At 38.9% G+C, this 17,981-nt stretch carries 13 protein-coding genes; 11 read left to right on the top strand and 2 right to left on the bottom strand.

The window, feature by feature from the left end:
* The first annotated feature begins 38 nt into the window (after positions 1 to 38).
* A complete protein-coding gene (locus Q5760_RS24670) occupies positions 39 to 545 on the top strand; it encodes a YwhD family protein (RefSeq protein WP_428910135.1) in 507 nt (168 codons plus the stop codon).
* A gap of 758 nt (positions 546 to 1,303) precedes the next feature.
* On the opposite strand, the gene Q5760_RS24665 is transcribed toward Q5760_RS24670, so the two are convergent.
* A complete protein-coding gene (locus Q5760_RS24665) occupies positions 1,304 to 3,391 on the bottom strand; it encodes a transglycosylase domain-containing protein (protein WP_428910134.1) in 2,088 nt (695 codons plus the stop codon).
* 461 nt (positions 3,392 to 3,852) lie between these two features.
* On the opposite strand from Q5760_RS24665, the gene speB reads away from it, so the two are divergent.
* From speB to argS, 3 genes are all read left to right on the top strand, one after another.
* The gene (gene speB, locus Q5760_RS24660) at positions 3,853 to 4,725 is read left to right on the top strand and encodes an agmatinase (RefSeq protein ID WP_428910133.1); all 873 of its coding nucleotides are present in this window, start codon (positions 3,853 to 3,855) and stop codon (positions 4,723 to 4,725) included.
* A 633-nt stretch (positions 4,726 to 5,358) separates the two neighbouring features.
* The gene (locus Q5760_RS24655) at positions 5,359 to 5,802 is read left to right on the top strand and encodes a DUF1934 domain-containing protein (protein ID WP_428910132.1); all 444 of its coding nucleotides are present in this window, start codon (positions 5,359 to 5,361) and stop codon (positions 5,800 to 5,802) included.
* A complete protein-coding gene (argS, locus tag Q5760_RS24650) occupies positions 5,799 to 7,469 on the top strand; it encodes an arginine--tRNA ligase (RefSeq protein ID WP_428910131.1) in 1,671 nt (556 codons plus the stop codon). The genes Q5760_RS24655 and argS overlap by 4 nt, the downstream gene beginning before the upstream one ends.
* A 345-nt stretch (positions 7,470 to 7,814) precedes the next feature.
* Here the strand turns inward: argS and cls are convergent, their stop codons facing one another.
* Positions 7,815 to 9,005 (bottom strand): cardiolipin synthase, encoded by a 1,191-nt coding sequence (cls, locus tag Q5760_RS24645; protein WP_428910130.1) that lies wholly within the window; start codon positions 9,003 to 9,005, stop codon positions 7,815 to 7,817.
* 374 nt (positions 9,006 to 9,379) lie between these two features.
* On the opposite strand from cls, the gene Q5760_RS24640 reads away from it, so the two are divergent.
* The 7 genes from Q5760_RS24640 to Q5760_RS24610 all read left to right on the top strand — a co-directional run bounded on the left by Q5760_RS24640 (position 9,380) and on the right by Q5760_RS24610 (position 17,937).
* Positions 9,380 to 10,030, top strand: a complete 651-nt coding sequence (locus Q5760_RS24640; RefSeq protein ID WP_428910129.1) for a TetR/AcrR family transcriptional regulator — start codon at positions 9,380 to 9,382, stop codon at positions 10,028 to 10,030.
* Positions 10,031 to 10,720: 690 nt separating this feature from the next.
* On the top strand, positions 10,721 to 11,323 hold the full coding sequence (gene rpoE / locus Q5760_RS24635) for a DNA-directed RNA polymerase subunit delta (protein WP_428910128.1): 603 nt from the start codon (positions 10,721 to 10,723) through the stop codon (positions 11,321 to 11,323).
* A gap of 301 nt (positions 11,324 to 11,624) precedes the next feature.
* Entirely contained in the window at positions 11,625 to 13,229 is a 1,605-nt protein-coding gene (locus tag Q5760_RS24630; protein ID WP_428910127.1) for a CTP synthase, read from the top strand.
* Between the two features lie 508 nt (positions 13,230 to 13,737).
* Positions 13,738 to 14,118, top strand: a complete 381-nt coding sequence (locus Q5760_RS24625) for a response regulator (protein ID WP_428910126.1) — start codon at positions 13,738 to 13,740, stop codon at positions 14,116 to 14,118.
* Positions 14,119 to 14,345: 227 nt separating this feature from the next.
* Complete coding sequence (locus Q5760_RS24620) at positions 14,346 to 15,203, top strand: class II fructose-bisphosphate aldolase (RefSeq protein WP_428910125.1); 858 nt, start codon at positions 14,346 to 14,348, stop codon at positions 15,201 to 15,203.
* 169 nt (positions 15,204 to 15,372) lie between these two features.
* Positions 15,373 to 16,017: a fructose-6-phosphate aldolase gene (gene fsa, locus Q5760_RS24615; protein ID WP_428910124.1), complete on the top strand. Its 645-nt coding sequence runs from the start codon at positions 15,373 to 15,375 to the stop codon at positions 16,015 to 16,017.
* A 633-nt stretch (positions 16,018 to 16,650) separates the two neighbouring features.
* Positions 16,651 to 17,937 (top strand): UDP-N-acetylglucosamine 1-carboxyvinyltransferase, encoded by a 1,287-nt coding sequence (locus Q5760_RS24610; protein ID WP_428910123.1) that lies wholly within the window; start codon positions 16,651 to 16,653, stop codon positions 17,935 to 17,937.
* Positions 17,938 to 17,981 lie beyond the last annotated feature (44 nt).

Raw genomic sequence — 17,981 nt, 5'->3', positions numbered from 1 at the left:
AATACTGCCTTAAAAGAAGAGAAAGGAAGTTTTTATAAATGGAACAAAAGAAAAAGAAAGTTGAATTTAATATTATTAAAAATGAACCACTTGATGGACATAAAGGCTTTGGAAAAGGCGCCTTGAGTCTTGATAATGTATCGCCGGTGATCATTGATGTAGAAGAAGGCGAAGCAGCAATTGATATCGGTGCTATGCACGCCCGTAGTGTAGTTGAAAAGGGAATTAAGTTTTTAGTGAATAAAGAGGAAGTTCCAAACGGGAAACCATATTGGCTTGTATGGGTGACGATTGATCGTAATGAGGAGGGTCCTTATTATGCGGGTGTTACAGCTTGTGAAATGACAGTAGATCGCTCGATTCGAAGAGGCTATAAGTCATTGCCTGAGCATGTGAACCGCATGGATAAATCGATTAAGCGCCATATCATTGTTGATCATATGGATGAGAAATCAAAAGAAATATTACGAGAGTTTTTGAAAACACACAATGCCGACATGTGGGAGAATTCTTCACAGCAATTGAAGAATGACTTGTTGGGGTAAGCGGATATGAAGAAGAGCCACTATTTTTGAAGAATAGTGGTTTTTTGTTTGTAAGCTATTAGTGATTGTGGCAACTTTTCAAAAAAAGGGGTAATCGAGTCCGATAGAGCGTTTTAAACGGACAAGAACGAGGGATAAAGCAGTAACCGAGTCCGATAAAGGGGTTCAAACGGACAAGAATGAGGGCTAAGGAAGTAACCGAGTCCGATAGAGTGGTTCAAACGGACAAGAACGAGGGCTAAGGAAGGAATCGAGTCCGATAGAGTGGTTCAAACGGACAAGAACGAGGGATAAAGCAGTAATCGAGTCCGATAGAGCGTTTCAAACGGACAAGAACGAGGGCTAAGGAAGTAACCGAGTCCGATAGAGTGGTTCAAACGGACAAGGACGAGGGCTAAGGAAGTAATCGAGTCCGATAGAGCGTTTCAAACGGACAAGGACGAGGAATAAGGAAGTAACCGAGTCCGATAGAGTGGTTCAAACGGACAAGAGCGAGAGCTAAGGAAGTAACCGAGTCCGATAAAGGGGTTCAAACGGACAAGAACGAGGGCTAAGGAAGTAACCGAGTCCGATAGAGTGGTTCAAACGGACAAGAACGAGGGATAAAGCAGTAATCGAGTCCGATAGAGCGGTTCAAACGGACAAGAACGAGGGATAAAGCAGTAATCGAGTCCGACAGAAAGGCAGTAAAATCCCCACATAGCAAAAAAAAACCGCCATTCGGAATCCAAACAGACTCCAAACAGCGGCTTAACGCATTAGGTCCACGGCAGAATCTTTTTGTACCAAGGAACTTTTGGTCTTTCCTCCTCAGGAGTTTCAGGAGGTACCTTTTTATCATCTGCAGATTGATCTTGATGGTATAAATGCTCCGTACAATATTCGGTAGGCTCTGTCCCGACTGCAAAATAGGTGAATCTTCGTACTTCACAATCCTCTGTCGCTAATTTTCCCGTAATCGGATCGATATAGACACCGACGGTATCTTTTGGAGGCTTGAATGATTTAACAGGTTCCCCTTTATGAGCTTCCTCCATAAATTGGGTCCAAATCTTTTTGGCGTAACCTTTATCGATTGTAAGTTCTAGCTCTCGACCATCATCATACCCGGTCCAAACCGCGGACACCAGTTGTGGGGTAAATCCTATCATCCAGCGGTCTGCATTGGTTGAACCGGATTTGCCCGCATAGGTACGGGTTACGTTCTTCAACATCGAACTTCCTGTTACACTGGCATATCCATTTAATTTAGGATCAAACATCCCTGTCATCATATGGGTCATGACAAAAGCTAAATCAGGACGCAAAGCTTCTTTTGATTCCTCGGGGTGCTCGTAGATGATATCGCCTTTATGATTCTCCACGCGCTTGATCATGACAGGTTCTACCTGTTTTCCGCCATTCGCAAATAGGCTGTAGGCGTTTGCCATTTCGATCACTCTTACTCCACCTGTTCCCAGTGCGAGTGAGGGAACATCGGCCATCTCAGTCGTTAAGCCAAAGCGCTTAGCGGTATCCACTAGCGTTTGTTCCCCAAGAAAGAGATGGGTTTTAACCGCGTAAACATTGTCTGAAACGGCAAGGGCTTGAGCCATCGTAATATCATCTTCCGCATATTGATTATTAAAATTAGTCGGAGTGTATTCTGCCCGACCATCATCAAAACGGAAGGTGGTTTTGGTGCTATACATCTTTGTTACTGGGGTAAATCCTTGCTCCAATGCTGCATAATAAAGGATTGGTTTAAACGTAGATCCTGGTTGTCTTACCGCTTGGGTCACTCGGTTAAAAGGGCTTTTCGTATAATCTCTGCCTCCAACTAATGCCTTTACATAGCCATTCTTTGGATCCATTGCTACAAATCCCACTTGGATATCTGAATCCTCAGTCATTCTCCCAGCAATCGTATCCTCTGCAATCTTTTGTATTTCGCGATCTAAGGTGGTATACACTTTTAAACCACCCAACTCAATCGTTCTTTCATCAATTTGTAAGTCATTTTTCAAAATCTGCCGGACCGCGTCTTGAAAATAAGGGGCGGTAACTAAGGTATTGTGCTGGTGCTCTCCAACAATCGTTAGTTGTTCTTGTTTTGCTAACTCTTGCTGTTCTTCAGTTATCTTTTCATTTTCAACCATCGCCGAAAGGATGATTTCTTGCCTATGCTTTGCCTTCTCCATATTTGCAAGCGGAGAATAAATGCTGGGTCCTTTTGGAATTCCTGAAAGCATCGAGGCTTCCGCTATAGTTAAATCCGCTGCATCCTTCCCAAAATAGTATTGACTGGCTGCTTGGACTCCGTAAGCCCCATTCCCATAATAGATCGTATTAAGGTATCCCTCGAGAATTTCTTGCTTGGAATAATTCATTTCAAGACGAATCGTATAAAAGGCTTCATTTAATTTCCGTTTCCATGTTTTCTCATGTTCAAGGTATAGGTTACGGGCAAATTGCTGGCTTATCGTGCTAGCGCCTTGAACCTTTGCCATGGCTTTAATATCAGCAACCACAGCACCGGCAATTCGTTTATAATCAAACCCGTTATGATTGTAAAAATTTCGATCTTCAATGGAAAGTGTTGCGTCAATTAAATAAGGGCTAATCTCATCAATATTCACCCAATAACGTTTTTGTCCATTATGGCTTTCACCAATGATACTTCCATCGTCTGCATAGTATAAGGTGGATTGCGGGACTACAAGAGGTGGAGGACCCAGTACTTTAGCGTAGGTCAATATTCCAACCATACATAATGCCATTAAACCTGTACCAATTAGACTTAAAAATAATAAGGCACGAAGATATTTCATTGTTTTTCGAAATCGTTGATCTGTCATAATTTCCAAAGTAGCTCACCCCCTAAATGAAATGCGAAAGCGGCTTGCCTAGGAGCGGCAGACTTAAGATTGGGCTGGAGCGAAGGTTGTCCTTTGACCTTCACTCCGGCACAGCTTAAGCCCCGAGCTCCTAGCCGCTGTAGCTGGACAAATGAAATGCGAAAGCGGCTTGCCTTAAACGGCGACAAGCTATATATGAATGCAAATTCTTTTTATAAAAATAAAAGATATTAATAGTATTGAAATGTTTTCCTGTTTTTAAACATTTATTACCAGCTGATATTATTTTTTCTTTTCATTTTTCCCCTATTCATCTATAATTTTCTCGTGTTTGCTTTTAATGGGTTCGGGAAAGCTAACCGATAGAGGTCGTATCGCCAGGTCTAAATGCCACTTGGAATCTCGATCCATGTACATAAAAGATCAGTGGAAATAGGAATTAAACCAACCAGTCAAGAGGAGGGAAACATATGCGTTTCGACGAGTCGTATTCAGGAAATGTATTTATTAAAAGTCATTCAGATTATAAGGAAAGTCAGGCTGTTATTTATGGAATGCCAATGGATTGGACGGTAAGTTTTCGCCCAGGATCTCGTTTTGGTCCTGCACGGATTCGTGAAGTATCAGTTGGATTAGAGGAATATAGTCCATATTTGGACCGTGAATTAGATGAAGTAAAGTATTTTGATGCAGGAGATATTCCTCTTCCATTTGGAAATCCGCAGAGAAGTTTGGACATGATTGAAGAATATGTGGATCAACTATTAGCAGATGGAAAGTTTCCATTAGGAATGGGTGGAGAGCATTTAGTATCATGGCCTGTCTTCAAAGCCATGCATAAAAAATATCCTGATTTAGCGATCATTCATATGGATGCCCATACTGATTTACGAACAGAGTATGAAGGTGAACCATTGTCACACTCAACACCGATTCGTAAAGCAGCTGATTTAATTGGACCTGAGAATATTTTTTCCTTTGGAATCCGTTCCGGCATGAAGGAAGAATTCCAGTGGGCAAAAGAAGTAGGATTACAGATTTTTAAATTTGATGTTCATAAGCCACTTTGTGATGTATTACCAAAGCTATCAGGTCGTCCTGTTTATGTAACCATCGATATTGATGTCCTAGATCCAGCTCATGCACCAGGGACAGGTACCGTTGATGCGGGTGGCATTACCTCAAAGGAACTATTGGCATCGATTCATGAAATTGCTCGTTCCAATGTGAAAGTAGTGGGGGCCGATCTTGTTGAAGTAGCACCTGTATATGATCACTCCGAACAAACGGCGAATACCGCAAGCAAAATGATCCGTGAAATGATTTTAGGTTTTGTAAAATAAAAAAGGGGGCAGTTCCCCCCTTTCTTGTGGTGTTTTTCACTCTTTTTCCTCCCCTTAAATACCATTATGATTGATCTTCCAAAAAATGGGTTATTCTAATGAAAGAAATAGACCATCCTTGATTTAACCTCCTTCAGCAAATGTCTTTGTATCGAAAGCTTGCGATAGATACAGGAGTCTCTAACGATAATAGATGGTGAGATGATTGCAAGCTTTTATCAATTCAGTAGGGGACCAAGCCCTGGCTGAATGAAGTGAAAGCCTCTGGTGGATGTCTCGGATTTATTAAAGGAAATTCCTCGGAGCGAGCTTCGGGGTTGTCTATGGTCGCAAATTCGACATGCGAATTTGATGTTCTCTTGAAACTATCTAGTAAAAAATTTATACTTAATAGGTTATCCCGTCTTAACTGACTGTGAGATTCCATATAATGGGATTTTAGGATAAAATGGAATGTAGATAAGCGGGCGAGGGTTAACTACCCGTAAAGGCTAGATGAAGGTGAACACAGACTTTATAAGCCTACGCAAACGTCTGTGTGACAGTAGACTGCTAGTCTCAACTAACCATCAGTGGGGAAGAACACTCACTGTTAGAAGTTCCACTTTATATAGATGAAAAGGGGTGTGGCAGTTGGTCAGCTTACAGACAGAACAATTGCCTGTTAAAATAACTGTAAATACAACGATACATAATGGTTCAGAAAAAGAAACCTATGAGTTAATTACGTTTGGACATTTTTATCAAAAAGCCAATTCCGTTTACCTTCGTTACGAGGAATTTCTCGAAGAGGGAACGATTCAAACGATTGCGAAAATATCTGGTCAAGAGGGCTCTCTACTCAGAACGGGAGCGGTTAAAATGCGAATTCCGTTTCGGAAAAATAAAACAGCAATAGGTAGCTATGAAACGCCTTATGGGGTATTAGAACTGAGTACGGCGACATCACATATAGACCATTCTTTTGACGAGGAATTAAAGCAGGGGGAATTTACCTTTTTATACCGTTTAAACATGCAAGGTTCAGTTACAGGTACATATCAATTAAGCATTCGATTTGAGGAGGATCATTCATGAACATAGTGGAGCAAGTAAAGACGAAATTAAGAGAAGAAGTTGCTGCAGCAGTTATTAAAGCTAATTTGGCAACAGAGGACCAACTGCCTGATGTGGTTTTAGAAATACCAAAGGATAAGGTAAATGGAGATTACTCTACAAACATGGCGATGCAGTTAGCAAGAATTGCGAAGAAAGCACCGAAAGTCATTGCGGAAGAGATCGTTACTCACTTTGATAAAGCAGCGGCATCGATTGAAAAAATCGAGATTGCGGGTCCTGGATTCATTAATTTTTACATGAATAATGGGTATTTAACAGACTTAATTCCAGCGATTTTAAACGCAGGGGACAAGTATGGAGAAACAACGGTTGGAGGAAATCAGAAAGTCCAAGTGGAATTTGTTTCTGCTAATCCAACAGGGGATTTGCACTTAGGGCATGCCCGCGGTGCAGCAGTTGGAGATTCTCTTTGTAAAATTTTAGCGAAGGCTGGCTATGATGTATCTCGGGAATATTATATTAATGATGCTGGGAACCAAATTAATAACCTTGCTCTTTCCGTTGAGGCGCGTTATTTCCAAGCACTTGGGATGGACAAGCCAATGCCTGAGGATGGGTACCATGGGGAAGATATTATTGGCATCGGAAAAAGCTTAGCTGATGAGTTTGGTGACAAGTTCGTTAACATCGATGAAAAGATGCGTTTCGAGCAATTCCGTGAGTATGGTTTAAAATATGAGATGGAAAAGCTGAAAAGGGATTTAGAGGATTTCCGCGTTAGCTTTGATGTATGGTTCTCAGAAACCTCACTCTATCAAAACGGTAAAATTGATGTGGCATTGGATGCGTTGAAAAAGGCCGGTTACATCTTTGAACAAGATGGCGCTACATGGTTGCGCTCCACAGACTTTGGTGATGATAAAGACCGTGTGTTAATCAAACAAGATGGTTCTTATACGTATCTTTTACCTGATATTGCGTACCATCGTGATAAGCTAGAGCGAGGCTTTGAAAAGTTAATTAATATATGGGGAGCAGACCACCATGGCTACATCCCAAGAATGAAGGCAGCGATACAAGCATTAGGCTATGATGCGGATACACTTGAAGTAGAGATTATCCAACTTGTTCATCTTTATAAAAATGGCGAAAAAATGAAGATGAGTAAGCGTACAGGGAAAGCTGTTACGATGAGAGACCTTGTTGAGGAAGTAGGTCTTGATGCAACTCGTTATTTCTTTGCGATGAGAAGTGCTGATACGCATATGGATTTCGATTTAGACTTAGCGGTATCCCAGTCAAACGAAAATCCAGTATACTATTCACAATATGCTCATGCTCGAATTTGCTCCATTTTGCGACAAGCAGAGGAGCAAAACCTATCAATCAAGAGTGATGCTAACTTTTCTTACATTCAATCTGAAAAAGAATTTGATGTTTTGAAAAAGCTAGGAGAGTTCCCGGAAGCAGTAGGTGAAGCGGCTGTGAAGAGAACGCCGCACCGCATTACAAATTATATTTTTGAATTAGCGTCTGCCTTCCATAGCTTCTACAATGCTGAAAAAGTATTAGATTTAGAACAAATGGAGAAAACAACGGCACGTTTAGCATTAATTAAATCTGTACAAGTTACATTAAAGAATGCCTTAGAATTAATTGGGGTATCTGCACCAGAAAAAATGTAATAAGAAAAGCATAAGCGCCTTGCCCACCCCCGATAAAGAAAACTCTCCGACTGGCAAGACGTAAGGCGGAGATTAGGAGTAGTTGCACTTATGCCGGTACGGCCAAGCGCAAGACGGGCCGGCATGAAGATTGGTTTTTAATCTTCTTGACGGATTGAAAGAAAAGTATAGGCGACTGCCCAGGGACGACGGGCTAGACCTGAGTCCCTAGGAGCCGACACTAGACAGGCTTGCGACCTTGAGGGGGTAGGCGCTGGAGCTAGACAACCAATAACTTTAAAAACTTAACTTGCTTAACTTTTGAAAAAACGGGTCTGTCCTACACTATGGACAGACCCGTTTTGTTTATAGGAAAAGTGAGATGGCTCTAGCGGTATATTCTTTACATATTGTCCAGGGGGTTAAGTGTTGCGTATCCTTGAGCTTTAAGAGTTTGGCGTTTTGTTGGTCATGCCTAATAATCTTTAACACTTCTTGTATATAGGCTGGATTGTAAGTATAGCAATTTATTTCGTGATTTAAGTAAAAACTTCTTTTATCAAAGTTAGCTGTACCTATATCACAAACTTTTTGATCAATGATTAGGATTTTGGCATGGTAAAATCCCTTTTGATATTGATAAATCTCGGCGCCCATCGGGATTAGCTTTCTAAAATAGGGATAAGAGGCTTCTTTCACTAATGGATGATCTGCTTTACCGGGCACCAAAATCTCCAGTTTTACACCTCTTTTAATTGCAGCCTCTAGTTCAGAAAATATATTTTTACCTGGAATAAAATAGGGTGTACCAATGATAATCGTGTTTTTGGCTTGACGAATTAAATCGGTAAATGTTTTTTCAAGATAAAACCCTTCAGATGGAATCACTTGGTGCTGATAGGGACCTTTTTCTAAAGGTGGGAAGTAGGGATCTCGGTATTGAAGACGAATGTTGGCTGCTATTTGCCAGTCGGCTAAAAAGACATCTTGTAAATCTTGAACGCCTTCCCCTTTTATTTTAATATGACAATCTCGCCAAGGGCTAAGCTTTTTATCTAAATTAATGTATTCCTTTCCCACATTAAATCCGCCGAGATAACCGATTTTTCCATCAATAACTGTAATTTTTCGATGATTCCTTGTGTGAAAAGAGTAAAAATAGAATGGAAAGGTAGGAGTTTGTGAAAAGGCAAGTTCAATACCTGTATTTTGTAATCTTTTTTTGATTTGACGTTTTGGTTTCAAACAACCAACCCAATCAAGTAAAAGGCGGACTTCCACGCCTTCTTTTGCTTTTTCCTCAAGTATGGATAAAAATTCATAACCAACAGCGTCATCCTTCAAAATATAAAAAAGCACATGAATATGTTTTTCTGCTTTCCGTAGCTCGTTAAAATAATCTTTAAAAAGCTCAGGTCCAGACGTAAAAGGGTTGATATCACTGGCTCGTTGAGGATAGATTTTAACCTTTAGGCGTTTCAGGTGCTGCTTTCGGCCAAGTATAAAATCAAGCACTAACCATATGACTAGAATGAAAAGCACTAGCAAAGCTTTCAAACGAAGCTGCCCCCTTTCCCTTGTATAGCTACTTTGTCATAGTATGTACGGGAAATGACCATCCTATGTTGAATGTAGCAATTGTACTTTATTTTAAAAATAGAACAGCTCTGCATTCTAGTCCGCAAATGGTCTATTTCCCTCAAACAAGTTTAATCTCCTCACTAACAGTTGACTCGGATCTTTTAAAGTAAATTTTCTCGAGCGAGCTCGGGATGGTTATCCGGAAACAAATTCAACGGGCGAATTTGATTATTTCGTGTATCATTCCTATTCAAAAATATTAAATTGTACTATAATAAAAAGTGAATGTTTTCTAAATTTTCAGTTAGTAGAAAGTGACAATTATGAATGAACCAGGGGAGAAGATATGGATGAAAAAGAGGGAAGTACATGCTTCAATCAAAGATGAGCGGTTGATTCAAAAACGTAGAGATCAGATGATCAATGGTGCTGTTAAATTGTTTATCGAAAAGGGCTTTCATCGGACAACCACCCGAGAGATTGCACGGGCTGCAGGTTTTAGCATTGGTACATTATATGAATATATCCGTGAAAAAGAGGATGTCCTCTATCTCGTTTGTGACCGAATCTATGATCAGGTAAAGGAGCGTGTTGAGAAATTTCTCAACCCCGAACATTCTACATTAGATGCTTTAAGACTTGGGATTGATCACTATATTCGTGTCGTTGACGATATGCAGGATGAAGTTCTTGTCATGTATCAAGAAGTTAAATCTCTATCAAGGGACGCTCTTCCTTACGTATTAAATAAAGAGTTAGAGCTAGTTGAGCTTTTTGCTAAGATGTTATCACGATGTGTGGAAAATAAAGAATTATTTTTAACAGAAGATGAGATTAAATTGTATGCGCACAATATTTATGTTGCTGGACAAATGTGGTCATTCCGGAGATGGGTATTGAGGAAACTATTCACGCTTGATGAGTATATTGTATATCAAACGAATTTTTTGATTGAAGGATTTAAAGACATGAGATTAATGAATATGGAGGTCCATCAATAAAAAGAAGTTAAATCCACAGTCAAGGAATAAAGTAAAAGGTTGAAAAAAGCAAAGGAAATTGTCTATCATATCTAGAATATTTAAAGAAACAAAAGTTAATCTTCCTTCAGTAGAAGTCTTTAACGACAATGAGTGGAGAGATGAGTGCAAGCTTTTATCAGTTCAGTGGGGGTAAAAGCCCCGAATGAAGCTAAAACCCCCTAATGGATGTCTTGGATTTTTCAAAGGAAATTCGACGAGTGAATTTGATCATTTTATTTGTGAGTTCGTTAGAATCCTTAAGGAATTGAAAGTTTTTTTGTCTAATGCCCCGGTGTCAAAGGGGGTATTGGGGGACCAAATGTGATGCATTAAACAGACGATTAATTACTAGGAAGAAGTGAAGAGGCTTGAAGTGGTTTTTAAAATTATTTATTTGGTCAGGCGTAGGAGCCTTTTCTTATTTTTTATACAATAAACAGCTTGGAGCAATTCCCTTTTTACTTCTGTCAGTTTATTTCTTTTTTTATGCAAAAAAAAGTTTTCAAAAAGAGAGGAAATAATCAAGAGATTCTCTGGCTAAAACTAGCATAAACCCCTGTTAATTGTTTATAATGAAGAATATGTATTTTAGTCGAACATATTACCTATTCTTATTCTTGTGGACTTTTCATTATTTTATTACATAGATGGGTAGTAGAGAGAAAGGAAGTGCGGGTCTTGAGTTTACAATACTCCAAAGAAGAACTGTCTGAAATGTCTTTAGTAGAGATTGCATACGAAGTACTAGCTGATAAGAAAAAAGCGATTCCATTTTCAGAGATTATCGAGGAAATGAAAGCATTACTAGGAAGTTCAGATGAGGAAATTAGAGCAAAAATTGCTCAATTTTATACAGATCTAAATATTGATGGTCGTTTTTTATGTCTTGGCGAAAATCAATGGGGACTTCGAACTTGGTATCCAGTTGATCAAGTAACAGAAGAAATTGTTAATCCTGTTAAAGCGAAGAAGAAGAAAAAGGCGAAGAAAGTTGTGGAAGACGACCTCGGATTTGATGATGAGTTAGATGAGGATTTAGATGGATTCGATGATCCTGAAGATTTAATTGAAGACGATATAGATGATGAGGACTTAGACGATGATGTCTTAGACGATGATGAGGATCTAGACGAAATCGATGACGAGCTTGATGAGGATTTAGATGAAGACATCGACGAGGATATAGATCTTGATGAAGATGAATTTGAATTGGATGAAGAAGAAGAGGATTTAGAGGAAGATCTTGATGTAGATGAGGAAGAGGAAGATTAAGGTTCCGAATTACACCTTGACTTTTTAATGTGATACTTGTAGAATACTTTTTGGGCTCTTAAATGAGATCATGAACTAATAAGAGTAGCGCTCCCTTACTTAGATAAGTAAGTGGAGCGTTTTTATTTTTAGTAGACATTGTTTACATTAAATGTTTAGCTTCCATACTTAGCTAGGCAAGGTGTCTTCGCGTTTCGTATTTGTCGAAAATTGGCACCGAACCTGCAAACAAATTTACTTATTTCTTTATCTTTAAATAGAGGTAAAATGCGCAAACTGTAATGGAGGAGGAATTATTAACATGACAAAATATATTTTTGTAACTGGTGGCGTAGTGTCGTCACTTGGAAAGGGAATTACCGCAGCTTCTTTAGGAAGATTGTTAAAAAACAGAGGCGTGAATGTTACGATTCAAAAGTTTGATCCATATATTAACGTGGATCCAGGAACGATGAGCCCGTATCAGCACGGTGAAGTGTTTGTTACAGATGATGGTGCAGAAACAGACTTAGACTTAGGTCACTATGAACGTCTGATTGATATTAACTTAAACAAATACAGCAATGTTACAACAGGAAAAGTCTACTCCACTGTTATCAAAAAAGAGCGCCGTGGTGACTATCTAGGAGGAACCGTTCAGGTTATTCCTCATATTACAAATGAAATCAAAGAACGCTTATTCCGTGCAGGACGTGAAACAAATGCGGATGTCGTCATTACGGAAATAGGTGGTACAGTTGGAGATATCGAAGGCTTGCCATACTTGGAAGCGATTCGCCAAGTCAAGAGTGATGTTGGTTCTGATAATGTGATGTATATTCACGTTTCTCTTGTTCCATTTATTAAAGCGGCGGGTGAAATGAAAACTAAGCCAACTCAACACAGTGTGAAAGAGTTACGTAGCCTTGGAATTCAACCAAACCTCATTGTTGTTCGTAATGAAATGCCAATGACACAAGAAATGAAAGACAAGCTTGCCTTATTCTGTGATATTGAAAAAGAAGCGGTAATTGAATGTATGGATGCAGATCATCTATTAGCGATTCCTCTTGCCTTACAAGCGCAAAATATGGATTCAATTGTGTGTAAACATTTGAAATTAGATTGTCAGGAAGCAGATATGACAGCTTGGACCGAGTTACTTGAAAAAGTTCGTCATTTATCGAAAAAGACAAAAATTGGTCTTGTTGGGAAATATGTTGAATTACAAGATGCTTACCTTTCTGTTGTAGAAGCATTGAAGCACGCAGGCTATGCTTATGATTCTGATATTGACATTAAATGGATTAACTCTGAAGATGTAAATGAAGAAAATGTAGCAGAGTTGTTAGATGATGTCGATGGGGTCCTTGTACCAGGAGGGTTCGGTGATCGTGGAATTGAAGGTAAGATTGAAGCGATTCGCTATGCTCGTGAACAAAAACGTCCTTTCTTAGGAATTTGCTTAGGAATGCAGCTGGCTTCAATCGAGTATGCTCGTAATGTACTTGGTTTAAACGGGGCTCACTCTTCTGAGATTGTACCTGAAACACCGCATGCGATTATTGACTTACTTCCAGAACAGAAAGATGTTGAGGATCTTGGTGGAACTCTTCGCCTTGGCCTATATCCTTGTAAGTTAACGGAAGGAACAAAAGCATATGAAGCCTATAAAGATGAAGTGGTTTACGAGCGTCACCGTCATCGTTATGAGTTTAACAACCATTATCGTCAGGCAATGGAAGAGAAAGGATTTATTTTCTCTGGTACAAGCCCAGATGGACGTTTAGTAGAAATTATTGAACTTCAGGATCACCCGTGGTTTGTGGCATCACAATTCCATCCTGAGTTTATTTCAAGACCAAATCGTCCACAACCGTTATTCCGTGACTTTATTGGAGCATCTTTAAAGCATAAAGAAAAATAAAAAGTGATATTAAAGCTGACTACTTAAGTAATACTATACTTAAATAGTTAGCTTTTTTTGCGAAATTGTAAAAATTTTATTAAAGGTGCTGATTTTGACCGCTGTTGATTAAAGTGGAAGGCACGAAGACTTATTCGGAGAAGCTAGACAGGAAAAGTACCTTTAAAAATACGAAGCGTCAAGGTCGATCTGGATAGCAGGGTGGAAAGCGAAATGGCTGAAACAGAATTCAGAATTTATCAACTCAATGTAAAGAAGTCAATTTTTCAAAAAAAGTCTCCTCCAACTATAAATTGTATGTTACATTTAAATAAAATGAATGATTAGTAAAACACTTTTGAAATATGTGTCCTACTAAAATTTTATTCCTTTAATGAAAGAAGGAATTAGTCGGTAAGACATAGAATTAAATAAAAGTGATTAACCATATAAATATAGACCTGTAAACGACGTAATTTAATATCAAACAACAAGTATTGAATTTTAATTCAGAAGAAGAGGTGGCACGATGGGGAAGAAGATACTAATAGTAGATGATCAGTATGGAATTCGGATCCTCCTTAATGAGGTACTACAAAAGGAAGGCTATGAGACGTATCAAGCAGCAAATGGCTTACAAGCGTTAGAAATCGTTCAAGAAAATGTACCTGATTTAATCTTACTCGATATGAAGATTCCTGGAATGGATGGCATCGAAATATTAAAAAGAGTGAAACAGATTCATCAGGATATGAAAGTCATTATCATGACGGCATATGGAGAATTAGATATGATTCAGGAGGCTATGGATTTGGGAGCGATTACTCATTTTGCAAAGCCTTTTGATATTGTAGAAATTCGAGAAGCTGTTAAAAAATATGTTTCCCAGCCTAGTGTAAAACAGAATTAATAGAGATGGAAAAAGGTAGAAAATCCCTAAAAAATTGAAATTTATTTAGAAAAATAGTAATTTCAGGATAATTTTGATATGATACTAGATGACTTCCCTATGGTTTTGTTCGTGTTATTTTTATTTTAAAAGGTAAAGGTAAACTACATAATCATTTATCGTGATAGAAAGACTATGAATGAACACCCATAAGGAATCGATCTACATATAAAAAGGGAGGAACTACGATGCCATTAGTTTCTATGACTGATATGCTGAATAAAGCAAAATCAGAAGGCTATGCTGTGGGTCAATTTAACATTAACAATCTAGAGTACACTCAAGCGATTCTTCAAGCTGCGCAGGAGCAAAAATCTCCAGTTATTTTGGGAGTTTCTGAAGGTGCTGGGCGTTATATGGGTGGATTCAAAACCATTGTCAAAATGGTTGAAGGGTTAATGGAAGATTACAACATTACAGTTCCAGTAGCGATTCACTTGGACCATGGTTCAAGTTTTGATAAGTGTAAAGAAGCGGTTGATGCTGGCTTCACATCTGTCATGATTGATGCATCACATCATCCTTTTGAAGAAAACGTAGAAATCACTGCAAAGGTAGTTGAATACGCACATTCAAAAGGTGTGTCTGTTGAAGCTGAATTAGGGACTGTTGGTGGGCAAGAAGACGATGTGGTAGCAGATGGAGTTATTTATGCGGATCCACAAGAATGTAAAGAACTTGTTGAACGTACAAAAATTGATACATTAGCACCTGCATTAGGGTCTGTTCATGGTCCATACAAAGGAGAACCTAAATTAGGGTACACTGAAATGGAAGAAATCGGAAAAACAACAGGTCTTCCACTTGTCCTACATGGCGGAACAGGAATCCCAACAAAAGATATTCAAAAAGCTATTTCTTTAGGTACAGCAAAAATCAATGTAAATACTGAAAACCAAATGGCTTCAACCAAAACGGTTCGTGAAGTACTAGCTGCTGATCCTGATGTATATGATCCACGTAAATATTTAGGACCAATGCGCGAAACGATTAAAGAAACAGTTATGGGTAAAATGAAGGAATTTGGTTCAGTAGGAAAAGCATAATTGAGTGTTAAACCGCCCATTAGAGGCGGTTTTCACTGTATGGTTATATTTTTCTATTTATTACCAATTTCACTTAGATAACTAGAACTTTACTTTAACATAAAGCGAAAAGATAAATTCCAATAAGTATCAAATAGTCGTAATTTTTATAATGAAAAGGGGTATAATGATGAAATTTTTTATCGATACTGCAAATATGGACGAAATTAGAGAAGCCCATGAATTAGGAATTATTTCTGGGGTTACAACAAACCCATCCCTAGTAGCAAAGGAAAAGGGCATTTCATTCCATGATCGTTTACGTGAAATTGCTGAATTAGTTCCAGGCTCTGTTAGTGGAGAGGTAATTGCGCTTGACGCGGAAGGAATGATCAAAGAAGGTCGTGAATTAGCAACCATTGCTCCTAATATTACCGTTAAAATCCCAATGACTCCAGACGGAATGAAAGCTGTATCCGTTCTTTCAAAGGAAGGCATCAAGACGAATGTTACCCTTATTTTCAGTGCAAACCAAGCATTACTTGCAGCTAGAGCAGGGGCAACTTATGTATCACCTTTCTTAGGTCGTTTAGATGATATTGGTCATAATGGCTTAGACTTAATTTCAACGATTGCTGAAATTTTTGCTATTCATGGAATTGACACAGAAATTATTGCTGCGTCAATCAGACATCCTCAACATATTACAGATGCTGCATTGCGCGGGGCACATATTGCAACAACTCCGTATAAAGTGATTAAGCAATTGTTTAAGCATCCATTAACAGATCAAGGGATCGAAGCCTTTATGGCAGATTGGAAAAACCGCGAATAATCTCATTTCCTTGAATTTCTGATTCTAATAGAAGGGTGACTTGAGAGATAGTCGCCCTTTCCCATAAAATATCCCGTTTTTTCTTTTACTCAAAAATAATGCAGAAATTTTAAATTTTTTCTAATATGATGGATGATGGTCATATTTTGTGTAAAATAAAGAATGGGTATATTGAATAAAGTCCATTTAAATATCCTATGATGGAAAGACATCCGATATATTAAAGAGCTATGTTAAAAAATGAATGTTAATTTTAAACTACAGTTTATTGCCGTGGAAGGCACAAGGACTCTTGCGGGAAAAGCATAAAGGCAAGACATCGTTAACAACAAATTTAACAGAGCCTAAAAAAAGAAATTAGTGTTGTGCCAAGTATTAGTTTTTTGAAGTTAGATTGATGTCTAGCTTCAGCGCCTAGCTCCTAGTGAACTTCCCGCTTCTTCCGCAACGATTGCGTCAACATCGATTCGCACTGTCGTGCTAATCGTGTTTCCTTTATCTCAGTGGGAACATCGACTAAAAACCGCCACGTCCTGTGGCGAACGTCGAAGTCAGCACATCCTGTGCAAGTCAGTTCATACGGAGCTGGGCAAGGCGCTTACGCTTTTAAATATAGATGGAAGGGAGTTCAAAATGGAAAAATTAATGATTGCAGGTGGCTATCCGTTAAAAGGGACTGTTCGAATCAGTGGCGCCAAAAATAGCGCTGTTGCCTTAATTCCTGCGACAATTTTAGCTGATTCCCCTGTAACAATTGAAGGGTTACCTGATATTTCTGATGTCCGAATTTTAAAGGGATTGCTTGAGGAAATAGGAGGAAAGGTAAATATTACGGAAAGTGATATGGTTGTAGACCCTTCATCTATGATTTCCATGCCCTTACCAAATGGGAAAGTAAAAAAGCTTCGTGCTTCCTATTATCTAATGGGGGCAATGCTAGGCCGATTTAAAAAGGCTGTTATTGGATTACCTGGCGGTTGTCATTTAGGTCCAAGACCGATTGATCAACATATCAAAGGTTTTGAAGCACTTGGTGCAAAGGTAACCAATGAACAAGGTGCTATCTATTTGCGTGCGGATGAATTAAAAGGTGCGCGGATTTATTTAGATGTCGTCAGCGTCGGCGCTACTATAAATATTATGTTGGCTGCAGTAAGAGCAAAAGGTCGTACAGTCATTGAAAATGCTGCAAAGGAACCGGAAATTATTGATGTCGCAACCCTTTTAACAAATATGGGTGCCAAAATAAAAGGAGCAGGGACGGATATCATTCGGATTGATGGTGTTGATGAGCTCCATGGTTGTAAACATACGATTATTCCTGATCGGATTGAAGCGGGTACCTATATTATTCTTGGTGCGGCTGTCGGTGAAGGGGTGATTGTGGATAATGTCATTCCACAGCATTTAGAATCCTTAATCGCTAAGCTTCGTGAAATGGGTGTCACGGTTGAAACGAAGGATGATCAAGTTTATGTTCATTCTGTTCCAAAAATGAAAGCTGTTGACATAAAAACACTTGTTTATCCAGGGTTTCCAACGGATTTACAGCAGCCTCTAACATCCTTACTAACGAGGGCAGAAGGAACAAGTATGATAACCGATACGATTTATTCGGCTCGATTTAAACATACAGATGAATTAAGAAGAATGAACGCAGCCATAAAAGTAGAAGGACGTTCATCAGTTATTAACGGTCCTGTTAAGTTAACAGGTGCAAAGGTAAAAGCAAGTGATTTACGTGCAGGTGCCGCCCTTGTAATTGCAGGTTTAATGGCTGAGGGCGTAACAGAAGTAACAGGACTTGAACACATTGACCGCGGTTATAGTCGTATGGTTGAGAAATTAAATGGCCTAGGTGCAACTGTCTGGCGTGAAAGCTTGACGAAAGAAGAAATTGAACAAACGAAGAATGCTTAAGCACCAAAACAAATCATTCTACCAGTAACGAATAGCAAATGCTG

The organism is Niallia sp. Kr1 (assembly GCF_050389805.1).
GTDB lineage: Bacteria > Bacillota > Bacilli > Bacillales > Cytobacillaceae > Bacillus_BD.
Note: the sequence above shows the minus strand (reverse complement) of the source record. Positions and strands in the feature narration are given on the sequence as shown.

Bases quoted from the DNA above. Each gene is read 5' to 3' on its own strand.
- argS (WP_428910131.1), top strand. From the start codon at position 5,799: ATGAACATAGTGGAGCAAGTAAAGACGAAATTAAGAGAAGAAGTTGCT.
- Q5760_RS24625 (WP_428910126.1), top strand. From the start codon at position 13,738: ATGGGGAAGAAGATACTAATAGTAGATGATCAGTATGGAATTCGGATC.
- Q5760_RS24640 (WP_428910129.1), top strand. From the start codon at position 9,380: ATGAAAAAGAGGGAAGTACATGCTTCAATCAAAGATGAGCGGTTGATT.
- Q5760_RS24670 (WP_428910135.1), top strand. From the start codon at position 39: ATGGAACAAAAGAAAAAGAAAGTTGAATTTAATATTATTAAAAATGAA.
- Q5760_RS24630 (WP_428910127.1), top strand. From the start codon at position 11,625: ATGACAAAATATATTTTTGTAACTGGTGGCGTAGTGTCGTCACTTGGA.
- fsa (WP_428910124.1), top strand. From the start codon at position 15,373: ATGAAATTTTTTATCGATACTGCAAATATGGACGAAATTAGAGAAGCC.
- Q5760_RS24610 (WP_428910123.1), top strand. From the start codon at position 16,651: ATGGAAAAATTAATGATTGCAGGTGGCTATCCGTTAAAAGGGACTGTT.
- Q5760_RS24620 (WP_428910125.1), top strand. From the start codon at position 14,346: ATGCCATTAGTTTCTATGACTGATATGCTGAATAAAGCAAAATCAGAA.
- speB (WP_428910133.1), top strand. From the start codon at position 3,853: ATGCGTTTCGACGAGTCGTATTCAGGAAATGTATTTATTAAAAGTCAT.